This is a genomic window from Oceanicaulis sp. UBA6590, assembly GCF_002433705.1.
In the GTDB taxonomy this organism is placed as follows: domain Bacteria; phylum Pseudomonadota; class Alphaproteobacteria; order Caulobacterales; family Maricaulaceae; genus Oceanicaulis.
Genome location: NZ_DJIQ01000022.1, coordinates 189,716 through 201,304 on the forward strand (window position 1 = coordinate 189,716; position 11,589 = coordinate 201,304).

At 64.5% G+C, this 11,589-nt stretch carries 14 protein-coding genes; 4 read left to right on the forward strand and 10 right to left on the reverse strand.

Annotation, left to right across the window (positions count from 1 at the left end; genetic code table 11):
* The 3 genes from B2Z70_RS04660 to B2Z70_RS04670 all read right to left on the reverse strand — a co-directional run.
* On the reverse strand, positions 1–323 hold a 323-nt coding region (locus tag B2Z70_RS04660), incomplete at its 3' end, for an electron transfer flavoprotein subunit beta/FixA family protein (protein WP_414690861.1).
* Positions 324–616: 293 nt separating this feature from the next.
* Positions 617–1,219 carry a YceI family protein gene (locus B2Z70_RS04665; protein ID WP_009802862.1) on the reverse strand — a complete coding sequence of 201 codons (603 nt, stop codon included), beginning with the start codon at positions 1,217–1,219 and terminating at the stop codon, positions 617–619.
* 151 nt (positions 1,220–1,370) lie between these two features.
* Complete coding sequence (locus B2Z70_RS04670) at positions 1,371–1,946, reverse strand: cob(I)yrinic acid a,c-diamide adenosyltransferase (protein ID WP_292981595.1); 576 nt, start codon at positions 1,944–1,946, stop codon at positions 1,371–1,373.
* Between the two features lie 165 nt (positions 1,947–2,111).
* Between B2Z70_RS04670 and B2Z70_RS04675 the strand changes: the two genes are divergently transcribed.
* Positions 2,112–3,203, forward strand: a complete 1,092-nt coding sequence (locus B2Z70_RS04675; RefSeq protein ID WP_292981598.1) for a serine hydrolase domain-containing protein — start codon at positions 2,112–2,114, stop codon at positions 3,201–3,203.
* On the opposite strand, the gene B2Z70_RS04680 is transcribed toward B2Z70_RS04675, so the two are convergent.
* Complete coding sequence (locus B2Z70_RS04680) at positions 3,200–3,406, reverse strand: twin transmembrane helix small protein (protein ID WP_292981601.1); 207 nt, start codon at positions 3,404–3,406, stop codon at positions 3,200–3,202. The genes B2Z70_RS04675 and B2Z70_RS04680 overlap by 4 nt on opposite strands.
* 220 nt (positions 3,407–3,626) lie before the next feature.
* Between B2Z70_RS04680 and B2Z70_RS04685 the strand changes: the two genes are divergently transcribed.
* On the forward strand, positions 3,627–4,226 hold the full coding sequence (locus B2Z70_RS04685; protein ID WP_241760709.1) for a TetR/AcrR family transcriptional regulator: 600 nt from the start codon (positions 3,627–3,629) through the stop codon (positions 4,224–4,226).
* 3 nt (positions 4,227–4,229) lie between these two features.
* On the opposite strand, the gene B2Z70_RS04690 is transcribed toward B2Z70_RS04685, so the two are convergent.
* Together B2Z70_RS04690 and B2Z70_RS04695 are read right to left on the reverse strand one after the other, a co-directional pair.
* Complete coding sequence (locus B2Z70_RS04690) at positions 4,230–5,363, reverse strand: Rieske 2Fe-2S domain-containing protein (protein ID WP_009802867.1); 1,134 nt, start codon at positions 5,361–5,363, stop codon at positions 4,230–4,232.
* Positions 5,360–6,304: a DMT family transporter gene (locus tag B2Z70_RS04695; RefSeq protein WP_292981606.1), complete on the reverse strand. Its 945-nt coding sequence runs from the start codon at positions 6,302–6,304 to the stop codon at positions 5,360–5,362. The genes B2Z70_RS04690 and B2Z70_RS04695 overlap by 4 nt, the downstream gene beginning before the upstream one ends.
* Before the next feature lie 200 nt (positions 6,305–6,504).
* On the opposite strand from B2Z70_RS04695, the gene B2Z70_RS04700 reads away from it, so the two are divergent.
* Positions 6,505–7,986 (forward strand): sodium/proline symporter, encoded by a 1,482-nt coding sequence (locus tag B2Z70_RS04700; RefSeq protein ID WP_292981609.1) that lies wholly within the window; start codon positions 6,505–6,507, stop codon positions 7,984–7,986.
* Complete coding sequence (locus B2Z70_RS04705) at positions 7,983–8,522, forward strand: GNAT family N-acetyltransferase (RefSeq protein WP_292981612.1); 540 nt, start codon at positions 7,983–7,985, stop codon at positions 8,520–8,522. The genes B2Z70_RS04700 and B2Z70_RS04705 overlap by 4 nt, the downstream gene beginning before the upstream one ends.
* A gap of 210 nt (positions 8,523–8,732) precedes the next feature.
* Here B2Z70_RS04705 and B2Z70_RS04710 read toward each other — a convergent pair whose 3' ends face one another.
* From B2Z70_RS04710 to bfr, 4 genes are all read right to left on the reverse strand, one after another.
* A complete protein-coding gene (locus tag B2Z70_RS04710; protein ID WP_009802871.1) occupies positions 8,733–9,278 on the reverse strand; it encodes a DUF3299 domain-containing protein in 546 nt (181 codons plus the stop codon).
* A gap of 61 nt (positions 9,279–9,339) precedes the next feature.
* Complete coding sequence (locus B2Z70_RS04715) at positions 9,340–10,029, reverse strand: ZrgA family zinc uptake protein (protein WP_292981615.1); 690 nt, start codon at positions 10,027–10,029, stop codon at positions 9,340–9,342.
* Complete coding sequence (locus tag B2Z70_RS04720) at positions 10,029–10,838, reverse strand: ZIP family metal transporter (RefSeq protein ID WP_292981618.1); 810 nt, start codon at positions 10,836–10,838, stop codon at positions 10,029–10,031. The genes B2Z70_RS04715 and B2Z70_RS04720 overlap by 1 nt, the downstream gene beginning before the upstream one ends.
* Before the next feature lie 142 nt (positions 10,839–10,980).
* Complete coding sequence (gene bfr, locus B2Z70_RS04725; protein WP_009802874.1) at positions 10,981–11,463, reverse strand: bacterioferritin; 483 nt, start codon at positions 11,461–11,463, stop codon at positions 10,981–10,983.
* Positions 11,464–11,589: the final 126 nt, after the last annotated feature.

The following is an 11,589-nucleotide window of genomic DNA, read 5'->3' on the forward strand; positions in this document are numbered from 1 at the left end:
TCGGCCTCGACCACGCCCTTGAGGATCTTGGCGACGCCCAGCGGCTCGACCGTTTCATCCGTGGTGACGTGAATGCCGCGATCCGCGCCCATGGCGAGGGCGGTGCGGATGGTTTCCTGAGCTTGGGCCGGGCCGATGGAGACCACGACGATCTCTTCGGCGATGCCTTTTTCCTTCAGGCGGATCGCTTCTTCGACAGCGATTTCGCAGAAGGGGTTCATGCTCATCTTGACGTTGGCCAGGTCGACCCCGCTCTGATCCGGTTTGACGCGGACCTTCACGTTGTAGTCGACCACCCGTTTGACGGGGACGAGGATCTTCATCGACGGCTCCGGTTGCTACTCGTTGGAACTCTTCGGTGCGACGGAGCTGGCGCTCCCGTGAACTCGCACCGACTTTGGTCAGGCTTGAACTTAGGGGCGGAAACTGCCCTTGCCACCCCCATAAGTCAACGCGCCATGCCTGAAGGTCCGGACATGGCGCTGCGGTGCAGCAGTCCGGGCGTGAGAGCCCGCCATATGCAGATGTGCAAACGCACAGACAAACGGCCGGTTCCTGTCGAGCAGGACCGGCCGTCAATCATCGTCAGTGGCGTAGGCGAGCCTGCGCGAGACGCTTACTCGCTGACGAGAGTCAGCTCGGTGTTGATCTCGATGCGCACCTCGTCGGAAACCGCCGGCGCGGCATAGCCCAGACCCCATTGCGAGCGCAGGATCTCGCCCGTGGCGGTGAAGCCGGCGGTCGGCGTGCCCGACATCGGGTTCGGTGCGCGCTGGTTCAGCGTGACGTCGAGGGTCACCGGGTGGGTCTGGCCCAGCAGGGTCAGGTCGCCGGTCATCTGGCCGGTCTCGCCATCCTCGGTTTCAAAACCGGTCGCGACAAAGCGCGCGGTCGGATACTCGGAGATGTTGAACAGGTCCGGCGAGCTGAGATGGCCCACGAAGCGGTCCTGATCGGCGCCGACCCAGAAGCCGTCTTCCAGATTGAAGGTCACATCGACGGTGGAGTTTTCCGGCTCCTCGAAGTCGAGCATCAGAACACCGTCGAAATCGGTGAACTGGATGGCCTGGTGGGAGAAGCCCAGATGGGTCCAGGTGGCGCGAATGGCGGTGTGGGTCTTGTCGAACTGGTACTCGGCCGGATCGGCGAAAGCGGTCGGGGCGAGGGTGGCGGCGCCCAGGAAGGCGGCCAGCGAGGCGGCGGCGTAAGCGGTCTTCATTGTGCTCTGTCCCTTTTATTGAACGGCAGACTGCGGCCACAAGCCGCACGCCGTTACATAGGGAGGGGCGCCCCGATTTCGCTACCCATGCCGCGCGAATTTCGTTGTTTCCGAATTGGAAAAGGCTTCACGCCTGCGTGAGCGAGGGGGGCTAGCGGTTCGCGCCCGGGATCCATTTCACATCGCGCGCGCCGGCCTCATTGGCGATGCGCGCGGCCACGAACAGATAATCGGATACCCGGTTGAGATAGGTGATGACCGGCGCGCCCACCACATCGCCGCGGCTTGCGAGCTCCACGGTGCGGCGTTCCGCGCGCCGGGCGATGGTGCGCGCCAGGTGCAAGCGAGCGGAGAGTTCCGAGCCGCCCGGCAGGATGAAGCTGTCGAGCGGCTCCAGATTCTCATTGTGCGCGTCGATGCGGGTTTCCAGCCAATCGGTCTGCCCCGGCGTCATGCGCAAGGGCTCCCAGTCGAGTTTCTCGCCCTTATCCGGCACGCACAGATCCGCCCCCAGATCGAACAGGTCATTCTGGATGCGGGTCAGCTCGGCCGTGAGCGGATGATCGTCGCCCGCTTCCGAGGCGGCGAGGCCGAGTGCGGCGTTCAGCTCGTCGACAGCGCCATAGGCCTCGACCCGCAGATCGAACTTGTCGGTTTCGCTCATATCGCCGAGCCGGGTGCGTCCCGTGTCGCCGGTGCGGGTGTAGATTTTCGTGAGACGGACCATGTGGCGAGCTCCCTGAACAGGCTGTGCACGCTATCGGGCCGGAGAGGGCGGGGCAATGGCGCGAGATGCGTGGGACAGATCGCTCTTAGGCGATGCTTGACGACGAAAGATGAGGCTGCCATGCCTGAGAGAAGTCACCTTTGCGTAACATCGGGGAGTGCGAAGATGAAAGGTCTGATGAGCATTCTGGCGATCGCCCTCCTGTGCGTGTCGCCTGCACAGGCCCGGCAGGCCGTGCAGACGGAAGCCGAGGCGCTTTTGTCTCGAAGCGGCGCGCCGGCGGCCGGCGTCGCGCGCGTGACCCGATCCGGTGACCGCGCCGTCGCCGTTGCAGGCGTGCGCGCCCTGGGAGAGACCATGCCGGTGCAACCCGGTGATCTGTGGCATCTGGGGTCGAATACCAAGGCGATGACCGCCACGCTGGCGGCCCGTTTGGTGGAAGCCGGGCGGATCGACTGGGACACCTCGCTGGCTGAAGGCCTCTCTGGGGTGGGGATGGACCCCGCCTACGCGTCCGTAACCCTTGCGGACCTCCTGCATCACCGGTCCGGCCTGCCCGCCAATCTGGGCCGTCTGTCCGTGTTTCACTTTCTTGGAACCGATGAAAGCCGGGATGTGGCGGCGGACCGCGTGCGCTTTGCTGAAATCGTGCTCAATCAGCCTCCCGCCACCGAACGGGGGGCGTTTCTGTACTCCAATGCCGGATATGTCATTGCCGCCCTCATGCTCGAACAGGCGGCGGATCGCCCGTATGAAGCGCTGATGGAGGATGAGGTGTTCACGCCGCTGGGCATGGACAGCGCGGGCTGGGGCCCGCCTGGCGAGGTCGGCGCGCTTGATCAGCCCCGAGGGCACGCCGCGGGACTGTTTGGCGGTCTGGCTGCGCGTGAACCGGATGAACGGACCGACAATCCGGCCGTGCTCAACTCGGCGGGCCGGGCGCATATGGCTCTCGATGATGTGCTCGATTTCCTGCAGGCCCATCTGGCGGCCGAGGATGGCCCTTATCTCAGCGCCGAGAGCTGGGCGCGTCTTCACGCCCCTGTGGGCGAAGAGGCCTACGCCATGGGCTGGGGCGTGACGCCAGACGGACGTCTGGGGCATTCAGGCTCGAACACCATGTGGATGATCCGCGCGCAAATCGATCCGGAGCGCGGCATGGCCGCCGCGGCCGTGGTCAATGAGGGTCGGATCAGTCAGCTCGCACCGGTTCTGGGCGAAAGTCTCGATCATCTGCTCGAGACAGGAGCGGACTAGGCCGCCAGATGGCTCTTCAGCCAGAAGCCGGCCACGAGCACCAGTATGGCGACGAATTGCAGCACCACGCGGGCCCGCATCAGCTTGTTGGACCAGGACCGGCCGAAGTCCCCGCCCTTGAACAGGGAGAAGACCCCCAGGCAGAGGACGACGAAGACAACCGCCAGCAGGATGTACAGAAGAATATCGACGAGTGTGATCATGGCGCTGATGTAGGCCGGAACACAAAAACTGGCAATGGCGTCGGGGATGCGGCAAACTTGAAAATGTTTCTACTTCTGCGTTTGCGGCAGGCAAGTTCGCGCAAAACGGGCAAAATCGCCCGGCTGCCTGTTCAAGCGCCCGGAAAGACTCCATAGTGCGCGAATCGCTGAGTACATTCATTTAAGGGCCTGATCTATGCGTGATCTTGCTGGAGGGCGCGTGACCCGTCGCGATATGCGGCGTGAAGCGACAAAAGCCGCTGTTCTTGAGGCGGCCGAAAAGGTTTTTCTGTCTCAGGGCTATGAAGGCGCGACCATCAAGGCCATTGCTGACGAGGCGGGCGTCTCGCCCGGAACCGTTCTGAACGCCGAGCCGTCCAAGGCGGCGCTGCTCATGGCGATCCTCAGCAATGAAGTCGAGATGATCGCGGAATCCGTCGAACAGATGGAAGCCGCCCTGTCCGGAAATCTGGCCGACCGCATCATCGCCTTGCTGCAGATCATGCTGGAAGGTCAGTCGCGCAACAGCGAGCTGTTCGCCGCCGCCGTGGGGCACAGCTGGATGGTGGCGGATCCCACCTATCAGGCGGCCTTTGACCAGATGGAACTGGCCTGGCGTCCCATCCGCCGTGTCGTGGAGACCGGGATCTCCGAAGGCGAGCTGCGGCGGGATGTGGATGTGGACACATTGATCGCGGTGCTGAGCGATCTGTTCCTGGGCGCCATGCGCGCGGCGCGACGCAGCGAATTCGAGGAACGCCCGATCGTGTCGCTGGAAGCGCGGGTGCGCGTGGTCATCGAAGGCATGCTGGCGCGCTAGGCGTCAGGTCCGCCAACGCAAGACAGCGGGTTTGACCGGGTTCTTGAAGGCCCGGCCTTCCGCCTTTGCGCTCATCCATTCACGCTTGAGGCGGCGATACCAGACCATCAGGGTGTCGGCGTCCGGAATCTGCATGAGCGGCGGATTGTAGGACAGGCCCTCGCCCTGCAGCTTCATGATGCGGGCATCCTGCTCAAGGAAGGCGTGGGTGAAGGGACGGGCGATCAGCTTGACGAGATTCAGGATCGGCACGTCCCAGTACATGATCTCACGGATTTCACACAGGTTCTCGTCAATCGGCGTGATCGCGGCAAGGCCGAGAAAGCCGTATTTCTCATTGCGGATGGATTCCGCGCGCAGGCCCGGCAGCAGGAACTGGATCTCCACCCGGATCTCGCCGCCAATGATGTTGTAGATGTAGGAATTGACCGGCTTGTGGGAGAGCATGGTGAAGCCCATCTCGCTGGGCGCGTAATGCTTCTCCTTTTCCTTGAGCGTCTTCGAGCTGCGCCAGAGCGGGCTCTTGTGCACGAACGGCGTGTGGGCCGGGTCCAGCAGCCCGATCACGGCGTGGTCCTGATGGCAGGCGAGTTCTGCGCGCTGGACGAATTTCACTTTCGCTTCGGTCTGGCCCTTGTGCAGCACCATGTTCTCGAACCGGGGCGGCGCGCTGTCGGGTTCGCCCGCAGGGTCGGTGGGCATGTAGATCCAGATCAGCCCGTCCTGTTCGGCCAGCGCGTACTTGCGCACCCGGATCTTCTCGAGATCAAAGGGCTGCCCCTCCACGAGCGATGGAATATGCGCGCATCCGCCGTCGGGGCGGAACCGCCAGCCATGGTAGGGACATTCCACCGTCTTGCCGCCATCGGGTTCGTCCAGCATCTGTCCGGCGGACAGCGGCACGGCCCGGTGCGGGCAGAGGTCCCGCAGGGCAAACGGTTCGCCCTTGCCATCGCGCCCCATCACGATGGGCTCGCCCAGAAACTTCTTCTTGTAGAGCTTGCCCGCTCTGAGCTCGTCCGCCGTCATCGCCACATACCAGATGTCGCGGATCAGCGGGCCGCCCAGGGCGCGAAAGGGATCGTCGCCGGGTTTCGGAGCAGAGGAAGCGGAGGCGGGAGCAGTCGTGTCGGTCATGGGTCGGGTTTAACCGCGCCCGAGCCCGGGGTCGAGACTTGAACGCCTGCGCGTTGTGCGGCGTAAACGCCGATCAGGACGAAGGCGGCCCCGGCCCATTGCAGGGGGGTGAAGGCCTCTCCGAACAGGATCCAGCCGACAAGGGCGGAGACGACCGGCTGGATCAGGATGATCAGGGTGGCGAGTGCGGCTGGAGTATGACCCAGTCCGTAGGCGACGCCGCCCTGTCCGCCCACATGGACAATCAGCGCCAGAGCCAGCAAGGGCCACCAACCCGAAGGCTCTGGCGGCAAGAGCGGTTCGTTGAACCCCAGTGCGATCAGGAGCGCGATCGGCGCGCCGACAAAGGCTGACCAGAACATCACCTCGACCGTGGCGGCGCCGGCCCGTCGGGCGGCGCGGATGCTCAACAGATAGCCGGTGTACCAGACCGCTGTGAGCGCCGAGAGGATGTCGCCGCTGACCCGTTCGGGCGCGAACCGGACATTGCCGGCGGCCAGACAGACCGCGCCCAGGATGGCGAGAGCGCCCGCCAGCACCATGCCGCGCGTGGGCCTTTCCTGAAACAGGAACCAGGCGGCGATCGCCACGAGAATGGGCGTCAGATTGGCCAGGAGCGTGGCGTTGGCGGCGGTTGTGATCTTGATGCCGGCATGCCAGAAGGCGAGATCGCCGGCGAAGAACACGCCCGCCAGCGCCAGCGCTTTCCACCCCGGAGGCCGCAGAATGAAGGGGCGGCCGGCGCGGTGTTGCTTGCGCAGGCCATGGATCAGCGCCAGGGCGAGCAGGGGCAGACCGAGCGAGAGCCGCCAGAAGGCGATCGCCTGAGGACCGAGGTCTGACGCTTTGACCAGGATGGACGCGAATCCCAGAACAACCGCGCTGGCGGCCAGGACCGCAACGCCCGGAATCGGCGTCCGGGAAGAGGAGGATGCGGTCATGGGCCTGCCTGCGCTGCGATCAGAGAGTGAGCCGCATCATTTGCAGATCGGTAACCGGTGCTGTCCACCGTCATTTCTGTGTTGAAGATATTCTGTTGCAGCCGGGTGCGTCCGGACCGGGCGTGTCGGTTTTCTGGAAAAAGACCCTGCCCTTGCTCTCTGATTTTGCTTACGCTCTCACCCAGTCATGGGGAGAGAGAATGGACGATTTGGGCGCCACCGCCGGCATCGTGCTGATTACGCTTATCGCCTACAAGCTGGGCCTGATCCTGATCGGGGTTCTGGCGGCGCGATTCACCCGCGATGAAACCGACTTCTTTCTCGGCGGCCGGAATATGGGGCCGTGGGTGGCGGGGCTGTCCTACGCCGCCTCCACCTCTTCGGCCTGGGTGCTGCTGGGCTATACGGGATTTGTCTATGATCAGGGGGTGTCCGCCCTGTGGATGGTCCCTGGAATTCTGGGCGCCTATGCCGTGATCTGGTTGTTCTTCGGCCCCCGGCTACGCGCGGAATCCGCCGAAGAAGGCCATATCACCTCCTCCGATTTCATTGCGGCGCGTGCGGGTCGCTGGAAGGGGTGGGTTCGGGTCGTCGCCGGGCTGCTCGTCCTCTTTACCTTCATGGTCTACATCGCGGCCCAGTTCGGCGCTGCGGCGGTGGCGTTTGAGAGCCAGTTCCGTCTCACCCATTGGGAAGGCGTGCTGCTGGGCGCCTGGGTGATCCTGATCTACGCCCTCATGGGCGGGTTCTGGGCGGTTTCACTGACCGATACGCTGCAGGCGGGCGTCATGGCATTGATCTCGGTGGCGCTGCCGCTTCTGGCGCTTCTCAGCGCCGGCGGCGTCGGCGGCGTGATGGAGACGCTGTCGACCACCATGCCGGCCGCCTATCTCGATCCGATGGGCGGCCGCGGGCTGTTCGCCTTTCTCGGCTTCGCCTTCGGCATCGCCTCCATTGGGCTGGGCGCGCTGGGGCAACCGCATCTGCTGGCGCGGCTCATGGCGGTCCGGGACGAGAACGCCCGGGTCCGGGGCTTCACCATCGCGATCGGATGGGGCGTCATTGTCCATCTGGGCATGGCGGTTCTGGCGCTGTCCGGGCGTGCGCTGATCATGGATGCGCCGGATGGCGAAGCGCTGATGTATGACATCGCCGACCGCGTCCTGCCGGCGATCCTTGCCGGCATCGTGATCGCCGCCGTCCTGTCGGCGGTGATGAGTACGGTGGACTCGCTGCTGATCGCGGCTTCGGCGGCGGCGGTAAATGATCTCGGTCTCGACAAGCGTTTCGCAGGCCGGGAAATGCTGGTCAGCCGACTGACCATGGCGGCCCTGTGCGTGTTCGCCGTCACCCTGACCCTCAGCCTGCCGGCCTCGATCTTTGACCGGGTTCTGTTTTCCTGGTCCGCGCTGGGCGCGGCGTTCGGCCCCGTGATCGTGGCCCGGGTGTGCGGGGTCGAATCCCGGGGGCTCGCCATTCTGGGCGCGATCCTGACCGGCTTCACGCTGACCGTGGTGTTCTATGTCTTCGGCCAGGTGGATGGCCAGGCGATGGGCGGTCTGGGGGCCATGCTCTCCTCGCTCGCAGGCGTCGCGGGCGATCCGTTCGAGCGGATCTTCCCCTGGCTCGCGCCGCTGGCCCTGCTGTTCGGTTTCCGCCAGCCTGCGCGCCAGTCGGCATGAGCGGTCGTCTTTGTCCCACGCTTCACACCGAGCGCCTGATCCTGAGAGAGACGCGGCTGGAGGATTTCGAGCCGAGCGTGGCGCTGTGGTCGGATGAAGCCGTGGTGCGCCATATCTCCGGCTCCGCCTCCAGCCGGAGCGAGAGCTGGGGGCGTTTGCTGCGGTTTCCCGGTCTCTGGTCGCTGCTGGGCTACGGCTATTGGACTGTGATCGAGCGTGAGAGCGGACGCTTTGTCGGGCAGGCCGGTCTGGCCGATTTCAAGCGCGAGATGACCCCGTCCATCGAAGGCGTGCCGGAAGCCGGTTACGTCTTTTCTCCGGACTGTCACGGCAAGGGATATGCGACCGAAGCCATGCGCGCCGTGATGGCGTGGTCCGATGAAGCGCTGCAGGCGGCGCGGTGCTGCGCCATCATTAATCCGGACAATCGCGCTTCGATCCGGGTGGCTGAAAAGCTGGGCTTTGCACTGTCGGAGCCGGCGGAGTTTGCGGGCCGGCCCGTCACCCTGTTCTGGCGTGATCGCGTTTCAGCTTGAAGGAAAGGGGTGGGACTCGCCTCGCGGTCGCGCAGGCCTCGATCGCCCCCCTCTGACGATACTGTGCCGCGCTGGTACACACAGGGCGAGCCCCGAGCTGGTACACGCAAAGAGCGTGCAGTTCAGCCTTTGCACCTTCGTGGATGTCTGTGGCCGCAACCGAGCGAACTGGCGCCGAAAATGGGACTCACGCAGATGTGAGCGCCTAGCCTAGCTCTCGTAAGGCTGGATCTCGATCAGTTCGAGCGTGTAGGCCGTGTCGCCCAGATCGTTGTCGTGGCGATCGGTATGCATCACGCCTTTGACATAGACCGGGTCCCAAAGGCCCTGGATCTGGATCGGTGTTTCAGCATGTACGTACACGAGCTGGTTCGGCGGGGGCGGCGGCACGTGGATGCATGCGCCGACATAGGGCACCAGCAGGAAGCGACTGATCTCGCGCGAGCCGGTGAAGTCGAACGGCAGCACATAGCCGCCCATGCGCACGACCTGTCCGTCCAGCGCGTCCACCGTATTGAAGGTCTGCACCTGCGGCATCCGCTCGACGCCGAAATGGTCCATGCCGTTCTGGACCGCCTGCATCTGCTGCAGCTGGGCGATCCGTTCGGCCTCGCCCTCGGGCAGCAGGTCGGCCCAGGACAGATCCAGGAATTCAGGGGTGGACTGCGCCTCGGCGCGGTCAGCGGCGAAAGCCTCCGGCGCGCCGGTCAGCGCGCTGAAAGCCAGAAGGGCGGAAAGCAGTGTGGTGCGCATCATGCCGGCAAAATGCGCTTCCGGACGCGGAAGCGCAAGTTACCAGCGTGAAAACTTCCAGTTCCTAGTCCAGCGTCAGCACCGGACGGGCCGGGGTGAGGTCCCGGGCGGCCGCCCGCGCACCGTCGAAATACTGCACTTCCAGCGTTTCAAATTGCGGGAATGCGGCAAAGAGGCCCGAGAGGTCGACCTCTGACAGGCGGGCCGGGCGAGCGCATTCGAACGTCCAGCTCACCACCACATCGGCATGGCCGAGACCGGCGTCCTCGTCATGCGCATGGGTGTGCTCATCCTCGCCATGGTCATGCGTCGCTTCGTGATGGTGGTCCTCATTGTGATGATGGTCCTGGTCATCATGATCCGCATCGTGGTGATCGTCGTGCTCGTGCTCGTGCTCGTGCTCGTGCTCGTGCTCGTGGTCATGGTCAGCCGCCACATCGGGACCGCCGCCGACCTGTGTGCCGGTCAGCGTGCAATTGGCGGCGCCGGACAGGGCGATCATGGACGCGCCGGACAGCGTGCGCGCGGCCTCGCTGACCACGGCGCGATCGGCCGCCGTCTCGGGGGCGTGCTCGAACACATAGAGATTGTAAGCCGGCGTCGTCAGTTCAGCGAGCACCGCGCCGTCGCTATCGGCCGCGACGGCCAGCTGGGCAGCGCCGTGAACATGAGCGCCCAGCTGGCGCATGCCGTCCTGTGCGAGGGCCGGCGAAGACAGCAGGCAGGCGGTGAGGCAGGCGAGGCCAAGACGCATCAGAGATCTCCAGAGGTGTCGGTCAATCGAAAGTCAGGCATGTCGGCGCCGCCATGTCCATGCTGATCATGATCATGGCGTTCGCCATGGGCGAGCGTCATCACGGCGGCGACCGCGGTTCCGGCGAAGACCGCGCCCAGACCACGCAGCCAGCCGGCCTGGACGGTTTCACCCAGAAGGTGAGAGGCGCCCACCTGTAACAGCAGGCCAGCAACCACGGCGAACAGGGCGCCCAGAAGGCTGGGATCCACGCTCAGCGCAAACGGGCCGGAGATAATGGCGGACACCAGGGTGGTCGCGCCTGCAGCGAGGAACGCCAGGAGGGTCGCCGAGCGGTCCGTGAAGCCGCCGCGCTGCAACAGCAGGAAGCAGATCAGCGTCTCGGGCATTTCATGCAGGATCAGGCCGGTCGCCGTGCTGATCGCGGTGAACGGATCAATCGCCGCCGTGACGGCGTAGACCGTGCCGTCGAGCGAGGAGTGCACGGCGATGGCGAGCACCGGCGCCAGGGCGCGAAGCCGACTGGCGCCGCCCCGGGTCTTCATGGTCGTCCCCACCAGCACATGCAGGATCAGCCCAAAGCCGAACCCGACCAGCACCAGCCAGCCTGCATGGGGGTGCAAGGACAGCGCTTCTGGGATCAGCTTCACCAGCGCCAGAGTCACCACCACGCCGCCCGAGAAAGCGGCGAAGAGCGGGGCGTTCTCACGCGTGAAGGTCCGGGCGCGATGCACGAGCACCAGCGCCGCGGCGCAGACCAGCGCAGCCGTCATCCCAAGGCCGAGGGTGAGGAGATAGGCGGCAGACACGGAAGCGGCAAACCTGAGCGAGTGTTATAATGTTTCACTCAGATAGCCGTTCCGCCTGTCGCCCGCAAGGGCGCAACTCTGCGCCGCATGCAAAACGCCGCCCCGGAAGGCGGCGTTCTGGAAGGCCGGAGACGGATTGGCGTCAGCTCATCTCGCCGGGCGAAAGCTGGCTCTGCATGTAGCGTTCCTCGCCGATCTTCTCGATCACGCTCAGCTGGGTCTCGAGATAATCGATGTGCTCTTCCTCAGATTTCAGGATCTCGTCAAAGAGCTGGCGGGAGACGTAATCGCCCACCTGTTCGCAATAGGCGATCGCGTCCTTGTAGACCGGGTGGGCGCGGCGTTCGGCCTCGAGATCGCATTCGAGGCATTCCTTCAGGGTCTCGCCGATCAGCACCTTGCCCAGATCCTGCACGTTCGGCAGGCCTTCCAGGAACAGGATGCGCTCGATCAGCGCATCGGCGTGCTTCATCTCGTCGATGGATTCCTCGTATTCGATCTTGGCGATCTTGGCGAAGCCCCAGTCGCGGAACATGCGTGCATGAAGGAAGTACTGGTTGACCGTGGTCAGCTCCAGCTTGAGCGCCTTGTTCAGGTGCTCGATGACTTTGGGATCGCCCTTCAAGGTCGCCTCCATCTGATTTTCGCCACGTCGCAAGGCTAACGCGTTTTGTCAGTGAGGGAAGGGCTTTAGGCCGTTTTTCTTCGTCACTGAAACTGAGTTGCAGAGGTTTGGCTGACTCAGGAATTC

Bases quoted from the DNA above. Each gene is read 5' to 3' on its own strand.
- B2Z70_RS04665 (WP_009802862.1), bottom strand. From the start codon at position 1,219: ATGAAGACCGCTTACGCCGCCGCCTCGCTGGCCGCCTTCCTGGGCGCC.
- B2Z70_RS04670 (WP_292981595.1), bottom strand. From the start codon at position 1,946: ATGGTCCGTCTCACGAAAATCTACACCCGCACCGGCGACACGGGACGC.
- B2Z70_RS04675 (WP_292981598.1), top strand. From the start codon at position 2,112: ATGAAAGGTCTGATGAGCATTCTGGCGATCGCCCTCCTGTGCGTGTCG.
- B2Z70_RS04680 (WP_292981601.1), bottom strand. From the start codon at position 3,406: ATGATCACACTCGTCGATATTCTTCTGTACATCCTGCTGGCGGTTGTC.
- B2Z70_RS04690 (WP_009802867.1), bottom strand. From the start codon at position 5,363: ATGACCGACACGACTGCTCCCGCCTCCGCTTCCTCTGCTCCGAAACCC.
- B2Z70_RS04695 (WP_292981606.1), bottom strand. From the start codon at position 6,304: ATGACCGCATCCTCCTCTTCCCGGACGCCGATTCCGGGCGTTGCGGTC.
- B2Z70_RS04700 (WP_292981609.1), top strand. From the start codon at position 6,505: ATGGACGATTTGGGCGCCACCGCCGGCATCGTGCTGATTACGCTTATC.
- B2Z70_RS04705 (WP_292981612.1), top strand. From the start codon at position 7,983: ATGAGCGGTCGTCTTTGTCCCACGCTTCACACCGAGCGCCTGATCCTG.
- B2Z70_RS04710 (WP_009802871.1), bottom strand. From the start codon at position 9,278: ATGATGCGCACCACACTGCTTTCCGCCCTTCTGGCTTTCAGCGCGCTG.
- B2Z70_RS04715 (WP_292981615.1), bottom strand. From the start codon at position 10,029: ATGCGTCTTGGCCTCGCCTGCCTCACCGCCTGCCTGCTGTCTTCGCCG.